Here is a 15,096-nt window from a genome sequence, read left to right as displayed (position 1 = left end):
GCAGTCCGATCCCGCTGGGCGCCCGGCGAGTACGCGACGGGGCCGAGAATCGGGGACAAACGGCGACCCACCCCCCTCCGTCGGCGTTTTTAAGGCCTTTCCACGGGTAACATGGGGCATGCCTCGGAGTTTTCGAATCGGATCCCTGTTCGGGATTCCGATCAAGTTGGACCTCACGTTTCTGTTGGTGCTCCCGCTGTTCGCCTATCTCATCGGCGAACAGATCGAACCCGTCGCGGGGCTGCTCAACGACGGGCTCGCGGCGGGCATCGACGTCGGCGCGATCACCGCCGGGACGATGCCGTGGCTACTCGGCCTGACCGCGGCGATCGGGCTGTTCGTCGGCGTCGTGCTCCACGAACTCGGCCACTCGCTGACGGCCCAGCGCTACGGGTTTCCGATCGACTCGATCACGCTCTGGCTGTTCGGCGGCATCGCCGCGCTCTCGGAGATGCCCGAGGACTGGCGACAGGAGCTCACCATCGCCATCGCCGGTCCGATCGTCTCCGTGCTCGTCGGCGTCGGTTCGTACGCGCTCTTTCTGGCGGTCCCCGAAAGCCTCGACGGCGCCAGGTTCGTTCTCGGCTACCTCGCTATTCTGAACGTCGTGCTCGCGGTCTTCAACATGATCCCCGCGTTCCCGATGGACGGCGGGCGGGTTCTCCGCGCGTTTCTCGCCCGCAGCCGCCCCTACGCGACGGCTACCCAGCAGGCCGCCGGCGTCGGCAAGCTGCTGGCTGTCGTCATGGGTCTGATCGGACTCATGCAGTTCAGCATCATCTTCATCGGCGTCGCCTTCTTCGTCTACATCGCCGCCTCGAGCGAGGCCCAGCAGGTGACGATGAAGGCCGCGTTCCAGGACGTCACCGTCGGCGACATCATGACGCCCGCCAGCGATCTCCACACGGTCGAACCCGAGACCACGGTGGCGGAGCTGGTCCAGCGGATGTTCACCGAGCGCCACACCGGCTACCCGGTCATCGACACCAGCGGGTTCGAGGGCGAACGCCTCGTCGGACTCGTGACGCTGACCGACGCCCGCGAGATCGATCCGGTCGAACGCGACGCGTTCACGGTCGACGAGGTGATGACGACCGACCTGCGGACGATCACGCCGGACTCGGACGCGATGACGGCGATCGAGGAGATGCGCGAGAACGATATCGGGCGGCTGCTCGTCGTCGAAGACGGCGACCTCGTCGGCCTAATCTCTCGATCCGACGTGATGACCGCCTTCGACATCGTTCAGAAAAGCGGCGCGGTCAACCCCAGCAGCCAACTGCGGGCCGCGGACTGATCGGTGCGACGGCGGTCGATCCATCCGCCACGACGGCCGACTCATTCGCCTCGACGACGCGCAGTCGACCGACGAACCGGCAAAACCGTCCGAAACGGCCGCCTCGAGGGCCGCAATCAACATTCTTAACCGCGGTCGGGGCCGACTCACCGCCGATGCCACCGGCCATCGAGACGACCGATCTCGTGAAGGAATACGGCGACTTGCGCGCGCTGCAGGAGCTGTCGCTGACCGTCGAGGAGGGCGAGTTCTTCGGCCTGCTCGGCCCCAACGGCGCGGGCAAGACGACCTTTATCAACACGCTGGTCGGCCTGGTCCGCAAGTCCGGCGGCGAGGCGCGGGTCTTCGGCCACGACGTCGAGGCGGAGTACCGACAGGCCCGCGACGCGATCGGACTGGCGCCACAGGAGTTCAACGTCGATCGGTTCTTCCCCATCAAGGAAGTGCTGATGCACAAGGCCGGCTACCACGGCGTTCCCGAGGACGAGGCCGCCGAGCGCGCCGACGAGGTGCTCAAGCGCGTCGGGATCTACGACAAGCGCGACGAGCGCTTCGACTGGCTCTCCGGCGGGATGAAACGTCGCCTACTGCTCGCGCGGGCGCTAGTGACCGATCCCGACCTGCTCATCTTAGACGAGCCCACGGCCGGCGTCGACGTCCAGTTGCGCCACGATCTCTGGGAACTCGTGACGGAACTCAACGAGGAGGGGACGACGATCCTCCTGACGACCCACTACATCGAGGAGGCCGAGCGCCTCTGTGACCGGGTCGCGATCATGAACGAGGGCCGGAAGGTGACCGTCGCGACGCCGGACGAACTGAAGGAGCGCGGTACCGACACGATCTCCGTCCGCCTCGAGTCCGGCGTCTCCGCGAGCGCGGCGGCCGACCTCGAGACCGACCTCGGCGCGTACGCCCACGAGGTGACGACGACCGGCGACAGCCTCGAGGTCCGCGTCGACGACGGCGGTTCGACCGCACCGCAACTGTTGAACGACCTCGAGGCGCGGGGCCACGAGATCGCCGACCTCGAGATCACCCGCACGTCGCTCGAGGAGATCTTCGTCGATCTGACCCGGAGTGACGACCGGACGGTGACCCGGTCGTCGGCTTCGAGCGCGGACGGGGCGGACGAAGCAGATGAGAGCCGTCCGTCCGAGCGCGAACAGGAGGGGGTGGCCTGATGCTGTCGGTCGGCTTCCGCGCGCTGTTCCGGCGCGAGGTGCTGCGGTTCGTTCGCCGTCCGAAGAACACGTTCATGCCGCCGGCGATCACGAACGTCCTCTACTTCGCCGTCTTCGGGTTGATCCTCGGCGGCCGGATCGATCAGATCGCTGGCTTCGATTACATCCTCTTTATCGTCCCCGGGCTGGTCGTCCTCGGGGCGATTTCGAACGCCTTCGAGAACGCCTCGTTCTCGATCTTCCACGGCAGGTGGAACGAGTACATCCACGAGACGCTGACCTCGCCGCTGTCCTACGCCGAGATGGTCGTCGCCTACGTCGCGGCCAGCGCAGTGCGGGGGCTCATCGTCGGCGTCATCATCGCCGTCGTGGGCCGGCTGTTCGTGCCGATCAGCATCGAACACGGTCTGTTCCTCGTGGCCACGATGGTCGTCATCACGGCGCTGTTCGCCGGTTTCGGGATTATCGGCGGGCTCGTCGCCCGCGACTTCGACGATCTGACCGTGATGAACCAGTTCATCCTCCGCCCGCTGGTGTTCTTCGGCGCCGTCTTCTACTCGCTCGAGACGTTCGAGCAGAGCTGGCAGATCCAGATATCGCTGGTGAACCCGATGGTCTACATGGTCGACAGCGTCCGGTACGGACTGCTGGGCCACTCGGACCTAATTGGCGTCGGCATCCTCCCCACACCGTACACCGAGTTCGCGCCGCTGTTCGCGCTCGGGGTGCTCACGGCGGCTACCGTCCTCGTGCTGGCGATCGACGTCTACCTGTTCAAGATCGGCTACGGGCTGACCGACTGATGGCCGGTCTGACGCTCGCTCGCCGTCTCCCTTCTCGCCGAAACTGAACCGCCCTCCGACTCGAGCGGTTCCGCCGGTCAGTCGTCGCCGGCGACCGCCGTCGGCTCCGACTCCGTCACCGTGCCGGGACCGTATCGGACCCAGCAGGCAAGCAGGCTCGGTAACACGACGACGCTGGCGAGGAACGCGTACGCGATCCCGATCGCGAGGCTGATCCCGAACTGGCGGAGCGCGGGGAGCAGGGCGAGGCCGAGCACGCCGAAGCCGGCCGCCGTCGTGACGGCACTGCTCAGGAGCGCGCCGCCGGTGCCGACCACCGTCCGGCGCAACGCCGTCGCCGCGTCGGCGCCGCCCTCGAGTTCCCCGCCGAACCGTTCGGTGACGTGGATCGCGTAGTCGACGCCCAGTCCGAGCGCGATGCTGCCGACGAGCGCGGTGACGGCGTTGATCGGTATCCCGAGCAGCGCCATCGTCCCGAGCAACCAGCTCACGGCGGCGGCCACGGGGACGAGCGTGACGGCACCCAGCGATGCCCGCCCTCTCGTCGCGCGGAAGACGGCGGTGAGCAGGACGAGGATCGCGACGACCGTCACCGCGAGGCTTTGGGCGACGGTCGTCGCGAGTTGCTCGGAAGTCTCCGTCGCCACGAGTGGCTGGCCCGTGGCGGTCGCCTCGAGGGCGTCGGTCTCGAGGACCGTCGCCGCGTCCTCGACCTGCTCGCTGATCGTCGAGGCGTCGGCAGTGCCGTCGACGGCCATCGTGAGCCTGAGCGCGACGTACTCGCCGTTGCTCCGGTGGACGTACCGGTCCGCCAGCGACGGGTTCGCCTCGAAGAAGGCGTCGTACACGGCCTCGAGGTTCCGGTCGGGGACGCCGTCGCCGTCGCTGTCCGCCTCGCGGAACGTCTCGTCGAACGCCTCGTCGGTCGCCGCGGTGCGTTCCATCGCCGACAGCGGCGAGTCGACGGCGGGGTCGCCCGTCGGCCGGTCGACCGTCACCGGCGTCGCGGCGGCCTCCGATTCGGCCGCTTCGAGGCGCTCGAGGGTCGCCGGGTCCGTGATGGCGCCCTCGATCAGGACCTCGCCCCGCTGGTCGGGCGTCCGAAACGTCCCGTAGACGTACTCGCGGTCGCCCTTCAGGTAGTGGTCTCCGGGCCGTATCGGGTCCGGCAGTTCGTCGGTCCACGCCGGCGGCTCGTCCGCCATGAACGTCTCCGCCGAGTAGGACGTCTCGAGCTGCGTCGCGCCGGCCGCGCCGCCGGCGGTGACCAGGAGCGCGACCACGACGACCGCGACCGGCGCTCGACGGGCCAGCCCCGACCCGCCGGCCAGCAGTCCGCCGACGCGGCCGCCGGTGCCGACGGCTCGATCGGAGCGGTCCCAGCCGCGGGCCGCCAGCGCGGCGTCGAGTTCGACCTTGCAAGCGGGGACGAAGCAGCCGAAGACCACCAGCGTCGTCCCGATGCCGATCGCGGCGACGACGCCGAACTGCCGGAGATCGGCCGCCGGACTCGTGAGGTTCGCCAGAAACCCGATCGCCGTCGTGACCGTCACGAGCGCCAGTGCCGGTCCGACGCCGTTCAGCGAGCGGGTCATGGCGGCGCGGACGTCACTGCCGTCGTCGTCGCTGCCGTTGTCACCGTACTCTTCTCGATACCGCATGACGACGTGGAAGGCGTAGTCGACCGACAGCCCGATGAGCAGTATCGGGATCGCGACCATCACCTGATTGAACGCGATACCGGCCCAGCCGATCGTTCCGAGCGTCCAGACGAGCACGAGGACGATACCGACCAGGCCGAGGGCGACGTCCAGCGGGTCTCGGTAGGCGATCGAGAGCGTCCCGACGACGAACAGCAGCGCCAGCGGGCCGACGATCGCGAGGCTGTCCTCGATCGCCGCGTCCTCCTGTTCGCCGACGAGTCCGCTCCCGACCATCACGTAGGTCTCCGGTCCGGACCGGGACTTCGCGATGTCGCGAGCGGCGACCTGCCCCTCGGCGACGGTATCGGAGACGGAGACGTCGGTCCGCACCGGACCGTCGGTCTCCTGTGTGAGGACGAACGCCCGCGCGTCCGCCGTCGCCGATCCGGTGTCGTACGTCCGCGACAGCAGCGAGTAGACCCGCTCCCGCTCGGGATGGTCGCTGTCCGGATCCGTGATCCGTTCGACGATCCGCTCGACCTCGCCGTCGTCCATCGACTCGAGGGCGGCGATCTGCTCCTCGAGCGTCGGTTCCGTCGATGGCCGTTTCTCATCGTCCTCATCGGCTTCGTTCCGTCTCTCGTCGTCGCGAACGTCGTCCTCGGTGATCGCCGTCGCGGCGACGATATTCGCGATTCCGCCGGTTCGCTCGGCGACGAGCGTCTCGTTGACCGACTCGTTGGCCACCAGTTCCCGCTGGAACTCGAGTTCCCGGAGCAGCGACTCGCGGGAGAGCGCGTTGCCGCTACCGTCGCCGTCGTCGTAGCGGACGGCGATCACCGACGTCGTCGCGTTGACCTCGCCCGCCGTGAAGTTCTCGGCGACGTAGTCGTCGGCCGCCGCCGACTCCGACTCCTCGTCGATCGTGATCTGGTTGGACTCCTCGAGGCCGGTCACGCTGGCGCCGATCCCGACCGTCATCACCAGTACCAGCAGGATCACCAGTCGACTGCGTTCGGTGACGACCGACGCGAGTCGGTCTAGCCGCTCCATTCGATGCGTCCCTCCGTCGAGATCGCGTTCATGTTCGTGTCCGTCTCCGTCTCCGCTTTCGCCTCCGCGTCTGTGACTCGCGTGCGTTCGACCATCGGATTCGTATGCGAACCCACCCATCGACCCGAGGAAGGGATGCTGCGAGGTATGGACGGTGGTTTTATAAGTCGCTCTCGGGCAGAAGGGGTCGATGAAGCTCATTCGCGGACGGGCCACCGTCGACCCCGACGCGGCGCCGAGGTTCTACAACCTGCTGGCCAACTCCGAACGGATCGCGGAAGCGCGGCTCATCGGTGGTAATCCCACCCGCGAGGGCGTGGAGACGCTGCTGTACGCCCTCGAGGGCGATCCCGAGCGGTTCCGCGCGGAGGCCACGGAGACGCCCGGTATCGAGTCGGTGGATCTCTCCGCCACGGAGGACGGGTGGACCTACGCCATCGTCGAGGCGCGGCCGCTGGCGACGCCGATGTACGAGACGATCCACCGGGCGCGGATGCAGTCCGGTTTCGTCGCCCGCAGACCGATCGTCTACCGCGACGGGGCCATCCACTTCCGCGTCGTGGGCGACCCGGAGTCGCTGCAGGCCGCGTTCGACCGCGCGAGCGACGCGGTCGACGTCCGGATCGACGAGATCGAGACCGTGCGCGGCGATCCGGACCGGCCGGCGGCGACGCTGAGCGAGCGCCAACGCGAGGCAGTCTCCGTCGCGCTCGAGTTGGGCTACTACGATCAGCCCCGCGCGGCCACCCACGCCGATGTCGCCGCCGAACTCGAGTGCGCGCCGGCGACGGCGAGCGAACATCTGCGCAAGGCCGAGGCCAAACTCGTCCGCGCAGCGATGGAGCGGAGCGGTTCGGGCGTCTGAACGGTCAACGGTCGTCTGCCGTCCCACGATCGACTCGTCGGCGCTGAGAATCGTCTGGTCGGGCTCACGCAGACGGTTCGACGACTGCGTCGCGAACCCGACACAGCGTTCCCAGGTGATCGTCGTCGACCTCCTCGAGGTCGATGGCCGTCCGGTCCTCGTATGTGGCCCGGACCGGTCCGATCGGGACGTTTTCGTCCTCCGCTCCGTGCCAAACGGTCAGATCGACGGCGTCGGCATCGGGCAGCGGCAGCGACCAGTCGCTCGCGATCGTTCGGCTCTCGCGGACCGCGCCGGAGGACCCGTTAGACAGTCCGGTACGGAAGTCGCGACCGACGATGCGGGCGATTTCGTCGTCGACGGATCGATCGGTCAACTGGTCGACGACGACCCGGTCGCCGCGGAGTCGGGCGACGAGCGCACTGACCCGGAACACGGCACCCAGCAGGTGCGGAAACCGAACGAGCGAGCCGAACGGACTCTCGTCGTGGTCCGGCACCGGCCCGCCGATCACGCCGACATCGGTGATCCGGTCAGGGTGGTCCGCGGCGACAGCCAACGCGTACGGGCCGCCGCCCGAGAACCCCGCGACCGCGAACGACTCGAGGCCCAGCGTGTCCGCCAGCGCCCGGCAGTCCGCGGCCCACGTCTCGAACGTCCCGTCCGGATGGGGATCGGACCGACCGTAGCCGGGGCGACTCGGCGCGATCACGCGAACGCCGTGGTCGTGGGCCGACGCCGAGAGCAACGCCCCGAGCCGTGAGGAACCGGGCGTTCCGTGGTGAAAGAGCAGCGGCGCGCCGTTCCGATCGCCGTACGTCGCGAACGCCAGCGTGCGACCGTCGGGGAGCGTAATCGACTCCGGCTCGGAACTATTCACACGTAGATTAAAACTAAATGACCCTTTATCGTTGCGCATCGCGATACCCATGATCCGATGCGGCGGACACCGGTCGCGTACGGACGCCGCTCGATCCGCGACTGGGTACATAACCCACACCGAGGTATTCGGTGATACCGACTCTTCACGTTAACACTATTCGGCGGACATGCACGGTCGCTCGATGAGAGCGATCGAAACGGCGAACGAATGCCCGCGTCGCGAACTGCGAGAACGATCTGAGGGGAGACTGGTATCTCATCATCGTCGCGTCCGTTCTCGTCATCCCCGAGCTCGTCCTGTCGCAGCTCCTGATACGGGGAACGCTCCGGGTCGGCGATTCGGGATATCTCCCGCGGAAGTCGTCGCGATGCTTCCCGACGTCCTGATGGGCGCGCGACGGGACTGTGGAACGCCGCCCGCGGGTGGACACGGGCCGCAGTAGCGTCAGTCCTCGTAGTCGGCGATCTTCACCAGCTGCTTCCCGATGTTCTCGCCCTCGAACAGCCCGAGGAACGCGTCGGGCGCGTTCTCGAAGCCTTCGACGACGTTCTCGCGGTACTGGACGTCGCCGTTCTGGACGAACGTCGAGAGCCGCTCGAGCGCCTCGCCCCACCGTGGCTGGTAGTCGCTGACGAGCAACCCTTCGACCGTCGCGCGGCTCTCGATGAGTTTGGCCAGCTTTCGCGGGCCGGTCGGGACCTCGGTCTCGTTGTAGAGGGCGATCTGGCCGCAGACCGCGACTCGGGCGTCGACGTTCAGCCGGGGCCAGACGGCGTCCGTGATCGGGCCGCCGACGTTGTCGAAGTAGACGTCGACGCCGTCGGGACAGGCCTCGTCGACCGCAGTCGAGAGGTCGTCGGTCTCCTTGTAGTTGATCGCGGCGTCGAAGCCCAGTTCCTCGGTGAGCCACTCGATCTTGGCCTCGCTGCCGGCGGTACCGACGACTCGAGCCCCCGAGAGACGAGCGAGCTGGCCGACGACGGAGCCGACCGCGCCCGCGGCCGCGGAGACGACGACGGTGTCGCCCGGCTTCGGGTCGCCGACGTCGTTGAGGCCCCAGTAGGCCGTCACGCCGGGCATGCCGAGCACGCCCAGCGCCGTCGAGATCGGCCCGCGGTCCGGATCGACCGGCTGGAGTTCGTTCGCGTCCGCGACGGCGTGTTCCGCCCAGAGGAGGTCGCCGGTGACGATATCGCCCGCCGAGAACTGGCTGGCGTTGGACTCGAGGACTTCGCCGACGACGCTCGCTTTCATCGGGTCGCCGACGTCCCACGGTTCGGCGTACGATTCCGCGTCGCGCATGCGACCGCGCATGTACGGATCGACGGACTGGTAGAGCGTCTTGACGAGCACCTCGCCGTTATCGGGTTCGGGACGGTCGACGGTGACGAGTTCGAAGTCGTCGCGGGTCGGTTCGCCAACGGGACGGCTCGCGAGTCGCCACTGTCTGGTCTCTGCCATACGCGTACGAGGGCGCCCCGACGGGTGAACGTTGGGCTCCCGGAAGATGACGAACGGTTGACCGTCGATCCAGACGCGAGGTCGGTGCGGCCGCGGTCAGCAGCGAGTCGAACCTTTTTGGTCGCCGTTCGTGTACGTCTCGTTATGGGAGGCGATCGGGACACGCTCGAGGAGCTGCTCGCCGGCAACGAGCGCCACGTCGAGGCGTTGCCCGAGGACTACTTCGCGGCGGTGCAGACGGACCAGCATCCGACCGTCGTCGCGATCTGCTGTTCGGACTCGCGGGTCTCTCACGAGGGTATGTGGGGCATCGAACGCCCGGGTGCGGTCTTCACGCCGAGCAACATCGGCAACCAGATCTGGGACGAGGACGGCGGCGAGCGGATCGTCGACGGCGGCGTCCTCTACCCGATCCACCACACCGGCACCGACGTCGTCGCCGTCGTCGGCCACACCGGCTGCGGCGCCGTCACCGCGGCCTACCACGTCGCGACCGGCGAGGAGCCGCCGGGCCCGCAGGGCGTCGATAAGTGGGTCGACCAGCTCGTGCCCATCGTCGAGGAGGCCATAGAGAGCGGCCTCGTCGACACCGACGCCGACGACGACCGAGTGGTCAACCAACTCGTCGAGTACAACGTCGACTATCAGGTGCGCTCGCTTTGCGACGCCGCGGACGTTCCCGACGACATCGACGTCTACGGCTTCGTCTACGACTTTCAGGGCGTCTACGGCGACGAACCCGGCCGCGCGTACCTGGTCGCCGCCAACGGCGAGACAGACCCCGACGCGCTCGCCGATATCGTGCCCGAGGGCTACGAGGCGACGGCCCGCAGTCTGCTCCACCGGTAGCGAGGGGCCGGTTCGAAACTGGGCAGGGGACCGAACGCGGGGCCGGTCTCGAGAGCTACCCGAGGGAGAACTGTTTTTCTCAAATTTGCCGCTCGAGACCCCCTCTCCCGTACTGCGTTTCTCACCCGTTCGACTGGGTCACTGTTCGACTAACCCTAAGCCCTGTATCGTCGGCAGCGTCCAATCGTACGTGACTGCGGCTAACCGCGTTACCACGGTCACGCCCGCACAGATTCCGGCGGCGGTGTTCCCGGAGACGCCGGCGACCGCCGCGATAACGTACGCGCTCCCGCCCAGTACCGCACAGCTCGCGTAGAAATCGTCGAACAGGATGAACGGAGCGCGATCCAGGAGGATATCGGCGAACACACCGCCTCCCACCGCGTTGATCGTCGCGATACCGACGACGCCGAACACCGACACGCCCGCTTCGGTGGCGACGATCGCGCCGGTCGTGGTAAACGCGGCGAGTCCGATCGCGTCCGCGACCAGCGTGGTCGGATGCGTATCCGGAGCCGTGAGGACGACGCTCAGCGCGATTGCTAACCCGACGCCGAGCAGTCCCAGACCAATTTCGATCGGGGACTGAAGCGCTAACGGAACCCGCGTCACGAGGACGTCGCGCGTCGCCCCGCCGGCGAACGCCATCGCCAACCCGACGATGGTGATCCCGAGCAAGTCGAACTCTTCCCGAATCGCCTTCGATGAGCCGACGAGGGCGAACGCGATTAACCCGATCGTGTTCATCATCGCGAACGGATCGCCGAACAACGCCGCGAGGAGACTCTGCCCCATTGCCCCTCCCTAGTAGAACGGGTGTCTTGAGTGCTCCGAGACTCCTCAGTCGTCGTCCGCCGTCTGCGGGGTCGGCGCGGGCTCGGTCTCCGGTTTCGCCGTCGCCTCGGGTTCGACCTCGAGGTCGGTCTCTGCCGCCCACTCGAGGTCGCCGGCGTACTGGAAGACGGCGTTGTCCTGCTCGGGGTCGACGACCGTCAGGTCGCCGATCCAGCCGTTGTCGAGCAGCGTGCGCACGTCCTCGTGTTCGCGGAGGATCTCGGTCACGCGATCGACCGGCGCGTGGATCACGGCCGTCAACCGCAGCGGCTGGTGGTACGGCCGGTCGTCGTCGACCTTCAGCGACTGGAGCGGCAGGCCGGTCATCAGGTCCCCGCCGTTGCCCTGCAGAACGCCGACGTTGCCGATCGGGTTCTGGGTGATCTTCGAGCCGCTGCCGTAGACCGCGTTGTCGACGGTCGCGAAGTAGTACTGGTTGTTGATCCACTGAGTGACGACCAGCGGCCCGGTGAAGATCGCCTCGAGGGCGTCACCGTCCGGATCGGTCGTCCAGTCGTAGGAGTGGAGGAACGCGCGCCCGTCGAGGTTCCGGTCTTCGGTTAGTTCGCGGGGACCGATGACGAACGAGGCGTTGCCGGCCAGCCCCCACTCGGGACGTGCCTCGGCCCAGTCGGCCGCCTTGCGTTCGACCGACGCGACGCCGGCGTCCGGATCGCCGCCGGTCGCGTCGTCGGTGCGCTCTGCTGCGGCCCCGGCGCGGGCGCGCTCGAGGTCCGCGCGCAGGGACGTGAGATCCTCGCTGTGGCTCTCGGGCACCGCGTCGTCGAACAGTTCGATCTCGTCGGTCGTCGTGTTGTGCTCGCCCGCGAGGAAGACGGTGTCCTCGGGGACGTCGATCCCGCGCTCGCGAAGCTCAGCCTGCACGTCCTCGTCGTTGCAGATCTCGGCGAGCACGCGGGCGTTCGGGCCGCCCGGGTTCCCCGCACAGGCCCCGCAGTCGAGACTCGAGGCGAAGGGGTTGTTCGTCGTCTCGCTGGCGTGGCCCGCGAAGACGACCAGGCGAGCGAACGCCGTCCACCCCATGAGTTCGAAGGCCGTCGCGGCGTACTCGACCTTCTCCTCGAGGGTCATCCCCTGCGGGAGGGCGTGGTCGGCGTGGCCGTGGTCGGCGTACGCGTCGTAGTCGACGGCCGGGGCGGCGGCCTCGTGGTAGCTCGGCACGCGCTCCTCGACGGCGCGCTCGAGTTTCGCGATCGCCGAGGGCGACAGCGTCCGCGCGGCCATCGCCGAGCCGTAGGCGCTGCCGGCGCCCTCGACGAACGTGAATGCGGCGACGGCGTTGTTCTTGAGCGTCGTGAAGTGTTTGCGTGCCGCGTTCGCCACACCGGTCCAGCGGTCGCGGGCCGTCGCCGCCTCGGCTTCCTCCCCGGGACGGTCGACGACGCGGTGTTGCGGGTCGACGATCGGCGGGCAGGCGTCGCTCTCGGCGTACGAGTCGTACTCTCGATGGCGCATCGGAACCCCGAAGAAGCCCGCGTAGCCGTGGGTCTCGTAGGGACCCTGGGCCTCGATGTGGCGGCGGATCACCTCCGAGCGGGTGTCGATGCAGAACACGAGCTGTGCGGCCGGTCGTTCCCCGTCGTCGGCCTCGGACGGGTCCGTCACCGAGTCGTCGATCCCCTTGAGGAGGCGCTCGCGGTAGCTGCGCTCCCACGCGGTCAGCCAGATCTCGGGCAGAGGGATCTCGTCGTCCGCGTCGCTCGCGTCGTTCGCACTGGCGACGGTCGTCGCCTCGTCGCCGTCGTCGCCCGCATTGGGGTCGATCGGCGCGTCCAGCAGGTCGGCCAGCGTCAGCCGCACCGCCAGATACTCCGGCAGCGTGATCGGGTACTGCTCCTGCCAGGCGTTGGCGTCGGCGTCGGTCCGCTGCTTGATGAACCCGCTCCAGCCCGGGAGCGCGGCGAGGTGGTGCTCGAGGACGTCCTCCCAGCGTCCTTCGGGGAAGTCGCCCAGCACCGCCTCGAGGGCCTCGGTCGCCGTCTCGGGAAGGTCCTCGGGGTCGTCACAGCCGGGCACGTCCCCGTCGTGGGGAGCCATCTCGCGCCACGCGGCGTAGAACCCCGCCTCGCGATCGGGCATCGGCCACTTCGACTGCCCCTGATCGAGGAAGGCCGCGAGCCACTTCGTCAGCACGCGGTCGACGGCCGCAATCGCGTCGTCGGTCTCGGAGCCGCGTTCCGCCTCGGCTTCGGCCATCTCGTCCAAGAGCGTCTCGGGCTCCCGGTCGATGCCGCGGGCGTCGAGTTCCGCCTGAAGCGCGTCGGGATCGATCCGGCCGGTCTCCCACGCCTGGCGGAAGACCGACGGATGCGGGTAGCCGCGGCCGCCGAACAGGCGTTCGCCCTCGGCGACGGCTTGATGGAACGGCTCGTCCTCGAACCCCGAGAGGGGGTTGGCCGTGACAAACGAGTGCAGCGGCCAAACGGAGCCGATGCGCTCGGCCGCGCGGTCGATACGCTCCTCGATGCGACGACGGTCGTCGATTTCCTTACGCGTCATTGTAGTCCTCCTTGTCGGTGAGCACGGTGTTCGGATCGGGTTGGGAGAGGTTCAAAAGCGAGACGTAGAGGCGCTTGCTCGAGCGGTACCAGCCGAGTTCGGCCACGAGATAGGCGCCGACGAACAGGGCGACGACGAGGTAGTGGGCGATCGTCATCTCCGTCGAGACGTGGGTCATCGGCACGCCCGACAGCATCGTCGAGACGGCGTTGAACGCGATGGCGTAGCCGCTGATCGCGGTCAGGACGACCAGCGGGGCGCTGACGAACCTGACCGACGCCGGCAGGGTCGAGCGCCGGAGGATGTCCCGTGCCGCGGTCAGCGTCGTCAGGACCACGACCAGCGTCAGGATGGTCCCGCTGTTCAACTCGAGGCTCGTCGCCTTCCCGGTCAGCACGCCGAACAGGACGCCGCCGCCGACGGCGGTCAACAGACTGACGGCGATCCCGGAGAAGCCGAGGTGGGTTTGTTTCCCGTCTTTCGGCACCGCTTGCTCGACGGCGGCGCCCGACGAGAGGAAGAGGTACGCCTTGTAGAAGCCGTGGAGGACGAGGTGGGCGATCGCCGCGGCGAAGAAGCCGAGGCCGCACTGCAGTATCATAAAGCCCATCTGCGCGATGGTCGAGCAGCCGAGCTTGCGTTTGACGTCCGTCTGGACGAGGATCATCGCCTGTCCGAGGAGGGCGCTGACGGCGCCGAGCAGGACGACGAACGACATGACGGCGAGGTGGTCGGCGACCACCGGAGCGAACCTGGTCAACAGGAGCCCGCCCGCGTTGACGAACCCGGCGTGCATCAGGGCCGACGCCGGCGTCGGCGCCGTCATCGACGATAGCAGCCAGTTGTGGAAGGGGAACAGGGCGGACTGGATAACCGCTGCGAGGACGATCCCACCGGCGGCGACGAGGCCGACCGTTCGCGAGACGCCCTCGAGGGCGCCGAAGATGCCGGTGAGGGTGGTCGCGCCCGTCGCCCAGGCGAGGAGGGCCAGCGAGGCGGCCAGCAGGCCGCTGCTGGCGAGGAAGTACCGACGAGCGAGGGCGGCCGCGGCTCGGGCCTGCTCCCACTCGCGAACGTGACCGATGAGCGACGCCATGAGCAGCCCCATCGCCAGCCACGCCGCCGCGAACAGCGCGACGTGGTTCGCCGCGGTCAGCGTCATGACGACGAGCGTGAACCCGAGAACGCGATAGTAGAACCGATCGATGTGACGATCTCCGGCCATGTAGCGCCGGGAGTAGCTGTGGACGATCCCGCTGAAGAAGGTGACTACGACCCACATCACCGCGGTCAGCCCGTCGACGCGCAGCGCGCCTGCAAACTCCCAGCCGGCTCCGTTCCGGGCCGCCAGCGCGAGTACCCCGACGCTGAGGGCGAACAGCGTCCAAACCGTCCGCGTCGCCGCTCGCGGAACGAGCGAGGTCGATGGCGTCGGTTCGGAGAGTTGTGCGACGGCGTCGTCGGATGTGGGTGCACTTTCGTCGGTCATGCTTCGATTTCGCGCTCGACCAGCGCGGGATCGCGGCCGGGTCGCGCCGAACCGGTCCCGGCAACACTTGCACCGCCGGTCGTCTTCACCCAATATACGAACAGACTGGTTATTATAGTCTTTGGTTCGAACAAAACGTTCGCCCCTCGCTCTATAGCGGACGATCGTGATAAACACGGCACTCATCGCGAATGTCTCAGTCAGAGAACGTCTCA

Annotated in this window: 11 protein-coding genes; 5 read left to right on the top strand and 6 right to left on the bottom strand. The window is 68.0% G+C overall.

The features are described 5' to 3' along the window. Nucleotides 1-118 precede the first annotated feature (118 nt). The 3 genes from C477_RS02905 to C477_RS02895 all read left to right on the top strand — a co-directional run bounded on the left by C477_RS02905 (nucleotide 119) and on the right by C477_RS02895 (nucleotide 3,284). The gene (locus C477_RS02905; protein WP_008892930.1) at nucleotides 119-1,297 is read left to right on the top strand and encodes a CBS domain-containing protein; all 1,179 of its coding nucleotides are present in this window, start codon (nucleotides 119-121) and stop codon (nucleotides 1,295-1,297) included. A 155-nt stretch (nucleotides 1,298-1,452) separates the two neighbouring features. Beyond that, a complete protein-coding gene (locus tag C477_RS02900; RefSeq protein ID WP_008892929.1) occupies nucleotides 1,453-2,481 on the top strand; it encodes an ABC transporter ATP-binding protein in 1,029 nt (342 codons plus the stop codon). Further along, nucleotides 2,481-3,284, top strand: coding sequence for an ABC transporter permease (locus tag C477_RS02895; RefSeq protein ID WP_008892928.1), 804 nt, complete (start codon nucleotides 2,481-2,483; stop codon nucleotides 3,282-3,284). The genes C477_RS02900 and C477_RS02895 overlap by 1 nt, the downstream gene beginning before the upstream one ends. Before the next feature lie 77 nt (nucleotides 3,285-3,361). On the opposite strand, the gene C477_RS02890 is transcribed toward C477_RS02895, so the two are convergent. After that, entirely contained in the window at nucleotides 3,362-5,980 is a 2,619-nt protein-coding gene (locus tag C477_RS02890) for an efflux RND transporter permease subunit (protein ID WP_008892927.1), read from the bottom strand. Between the two features lie 190 nt (nucleotides 5,981-6,170). Here C477_RS02890 and C477_RS02885 point away from each other — a divergent pair, with 190 nt between their 5' ends. Continuing rightward, a complete protein-coding gene (locus C477_RS02885; RefSeq protein WP_008892926.1) occupies nucleotides 6,171-6,845 on the top strand; it encodes a helix-turn-helix domain-containing protein in 675 nt (224 codons plus the stop codon). Nucleotides 6,846-6,909: 64 nt separating this feature from the next. On the opposite strand, the gene C477_RS02880 is transcribed toward C477_RS02885, so the two are convergent. After that, the gene (locus C477_RS02880; protein ID WP_049914193.1) at nucleotides 6,910-7,764 is read right to left on the bottom strand and encodes an alpha/beta fold hydrolase; all 855 of its coding nucleotides are present in this window, start codon (nucleotides 7,762-7,764) and stop codon (nucleotides 6,910-6,912) included. Nucleotides 7,765-8,172: 408 nt separating this feature from the next. After that, nucleotides 8,173-9,189: an NADP-dependent oxidoreductase gene (locus C477_RS02875; protein ID WP_008892924.1), complete on the bottom strand. Its 1,017-nt coding sequence runs from the start codon at nucleotides 9,187-9,189 to the stop codon at nucleotides 8,173-8,175. Between the two features lie 144 nt (nucleotides 9,190-9,333). On the opposite strand from C477_RS02875, the gene C477_RS02870 reads away from it, so the two are divergent. After that, complete coding sequence (locus tag C477_RS02870; protein ID WP_008892923.1) at nucleotides 9,334-10,038, top strand: carbonic anhydrase; 705 nt, start codon at nucleotides 9,334-9,336, stop codon at nucleotides 10,036-10,038. Nucleotides 10,039-10,176: 138 nt separating this feature from the next. On the opposite strand, the gene C477_RS02865 is transcribed toward C477_RS02870, so the two are convergent. The 3 genes from C477_RS02865 to C477_RS02855 are packed head-to-tail and all read right to left on the bottom strand — an operon-like array spanning nucleotide 10,177 to nucleotide 14,881. After that, nucleotides 10,177-10,833, bottom strand: coding sequence for a trimeric intracellular cation channel family protein (locus C477_RS02865; RefSeq protein ID WP_008892922.1), 657 nt, complete (start codon nucleotides 10,831-10,833; stop codon nucleotides 10,177-10,179). A gap of 45 nt (nucleotides 10,834-10,878) precedes the next feature. Then, nucleotides 10,879-13,392 carry a DUF2309 domain-containing protein gene (locus C477_RS02860; protein ID WP_008892921.1) on the bottom strand — a complete coding sequence of 838 codons (2,514 nt, stop codon included), beginning with the start codon at nucleotides 13,390-13,392 and terminating at the stop codon, nucleotides 10,879-10,881. Beyond that, on the bottom strand, nucleotides 13,382-14,881 hold the full coding sequence (locus C477_RS02855) for a proton-conducting transporter transmembrane domain-containing protein (RefSeq protein WP_008892920.1): 1,500 nt from the start codon (nucleotides 14,879-14,881) through the stop codon (nucleotides 13,382-13,384). The genes C477_RS02860 and C477_RS02855 overlap by 11 nt, the downstream gene beginning before the upstream one ends. Nucleotides 14,882-15,096 lie beyond the last annotated feature (215 nt).

This window comes from Haloterrigena salina JCM 13891 (assembly GCF_000337495.1).
Lineage (GTDB): Archaea > Halobacteriota > Halobacteria > Halobacteriales > Natrialbaceae > Haloterrigena > Haloterrigena salina.
The sequence above is the reverse complement of the archived record's forward strand: the minus strand, read 5'-3'. Positions and strand labels throughout refer to the sequence as shown.

What these genes read in the sequence shown, in the direction of transcription:
- C477_RS02905 (WP_008892930.1), top strand. Translation starts at nt 119, where the DNA reads ATGCCTCGGAGTTTTCGAATCGGATCCCTGTTCGGGATTCCGATCAAG.
- C477_RS02900 (WP_008892929.1), top strand. Translation starts at nt 1,453, where the DNA reads ATGCCACCGGCCATCGAGACGACCGATCTCGTGAAGGAATACGGCGAC.
- C477_RS02895 (WP_008892928.1), top strand. Translation starts at nt 2,481, where the DNA reads ATGCTGTCGGTCGGCTTCCGCGCGCTGTTCCGGCGCGAGGTGCTGCGG.
- C477_RS02890 (WP_008892927.1), bottom strand. Translation starts at nt 5,980, where the DNA reads ATGGAGCGGCTAGACCGACTCGCGTCGGTCGTCACCGAACGCAGTCGA.
- C477_RS02885 (WP_008892926.1), top strand. Translation starts at nt 6,171, where the DNA reads ATGAAGCTCATTCGCGGACGGGCCACCGTCGACCCCGACGCGGCGCCG.
- C477_RS02880 (WP_049914193.1), bottom strand. Translation starts at nt 7,764, where the DNA reads ATGCGCAACGATAAAGGGTCATTTAGTTTTAATCTACGTGTGAATAGT.
- C477_RS02875 (WP_008892924.1), bottom strand. Translation starts at nt 9,189, where the DNA reads ATGGCAGAGACCAGACAGTGGCGACTCGCGAGCCGTCCCGTTGGCGAA.
- C477_RS02870 (WP_008892923.1), top strand. Translation starts at nt 9,334, where the DNA reads ATGGGAGGCGATCGGGACACGCTCGAGGAGCTGCTCGCCGGCAACGAG.
- C477_RS02865 (WP_008892922.1), bottom strand. Translation starts at nt 10,833, where the DNA reads ATGGGGCAGAGTCTCCTCGCGGCGTTGTTCGGCGATCCGTTCGCGATG.
- C477_RS02860 (WP_008892921.1), bottom strand. Translation starts at nt 13,392, where the DNA reads ATGACGCGTAAGGAAATCGACGACCGTCGTCGCATCGAGGAGCGTATC.
- C477_RS02855 (WP_008892920.1), bottom strand. Translation starts at nt 14,881, where the DNA reads ATGACCGACGAAAGTGCACCCACATCCGACGACGCCGTCGCACAACTC.